The 1,712-nt window shown below is 48.2% G+C and carries 1 rRNA gene; it reads right to left on the bottom strand.

Features of this window, described 5'->3' with window-relative positions:
- Positions 1-1,712 (bottom strand): 23S ribosomal RNA (locus tag CXQ90_RS21595); the annotation flags it as partial.

The raw sequence follows: 1,712 nt of genomic DNA, 5'->3' as shown, positions 1-1,712 counted from the left end.
CCCGGATAACGGGTCGAAGTTAGAAACCCAATGTAACGAGGGTGGTATTCCAAGGTTGACTCCACCAGTACTGGCGTCCTGGTCTCATAGTCTCCCACCTATCCTCTACACGTTACACCAAATTTCAATATCAAGTTATAGTAAAGCTCCACGGGGTCTCCCCGTCTAGTTGCGGGTAACCGGCATCTTCACCGGTACTAAAATTTCACCGAGTCTGCAGCCGAGACAGCGAAGGGATCATTACACCTTTCGTGCGGGTCAGAATTTACCTGACAAGGAATTTCGCTACCTTAGGACCGTTATTGTTACGGCCGCCGTTCACCGGGGCTTCAATTCAAAGCTTCGCTTGTGCTGACTTCTCCTCTTAACCTTCCGGCACTGGGCAGGTGTCACCCCCTATACATCGTCTTGCGACTTAGCAGAGAGCTGTGTTTTTGTTAAACAGTTGCCCCTCCCTCTTCACTGCGGCTCATCAAAGATGAGCACTCCTTCTTCCGAAGTTACGGAGTTATTTTGCAGAGTTCCTTAGCTACAGTTGTCTCGCTTGCCTTAGGATTTTCTCCTTGACCACGTGTGTTCGTTCTAGGTACAGGCAGTTAATTATTAATGTTAGAAGCTTTTCTTGGAAGCGTGGAGTCATATACTTCGTTACTAGGCGAACCGTTCACTCCCCATCACACTTCAACGTTAATACAACACGGATTTGCCAATGTTGCCGTCTTTGTGCTTAGCCCGGGACAACCAGCACCCGGGATATACTATCCTTCTCCGTCACTCCATCACTAATTAACTGGTACAGGAATATCAACCTGTTGTCCATCGACTACGCCTGTCGGCCTCGCCTTAGGTCCTGACTAACCCTGGGTGGACGAACCTTGCCCAGGAAACCTTGGTCAAACGGCATGGAAGATTCTCACTTCCAAACGTTACTCATGCCGGCATAATCACTTCCAAGCGCTCCACCAGTCCTTACGGTCTGACTTCATCACCCTTGGAACGCTCCCCTACCACTGTACTTGCGTACAATCCGTAGCTTCGGTGGTAAACTTAAGCCCCGGTACATTTTCGGCGCAGAATCACTCGACTAGTGAGCTGTTACGCACTCTTTAAATGATGGCTGCTTCTAAGCCAACATCCTAGCTGTCTGTGCAGTTCCACATCCTTACACACTTAGTTTACACTTAGGGACCTTAGCTGACGATCTGGGCTGTTTCCCTCACGAGCATGGACCTTATCACCCATGTTCTGACTGCTATGCACAAGTTATGGCATTCGGAGTTTAATTCTAATCAGTACCGCTAGGTGCAGCCATCATAGATTCAGTGCTCTACCTCCACAACAATTCACATAACGCTATCCTTAAAGATATATCGGGGAGAACTAGCTATCTCCGGGTTCGATTGGAATTTCACCGCTAGCCACAAGTCATCCAAAGTCTTTTCAACGAATACTGGTTCGGTCCTCCATTAGGTTTTACCCTAACTTCAACCTGCTCATGGCTAGATCACCCGGTTTCGTGTCTACTACTGCATACTAAACGCCCTATTAAGGCTCGCTTTCACTACGGCTCCATCTATATCGACTTAACCTCGCATGCAATAGTAACTCGCCGGCTCTTTCTACAAAAAGCACGGTATCACCCATTAACGGACTCTACCTTCTTGTAAGCATATGGTTTCAGGATCTCTTTCACTCCCCTCTCGGGGTGCTTT

This window comes from Arthrobacter sp. ZGTC131 (assembly GCF_002929275.1).
Lineage (GTDB): Bacteria > Actinomycetota > Actinomycetes > Actinomycetales > Micrococcaceae > Arthrobacter.
This window is presented reverse-complemented; position numbering and strand designations above follow the sequence as displayed.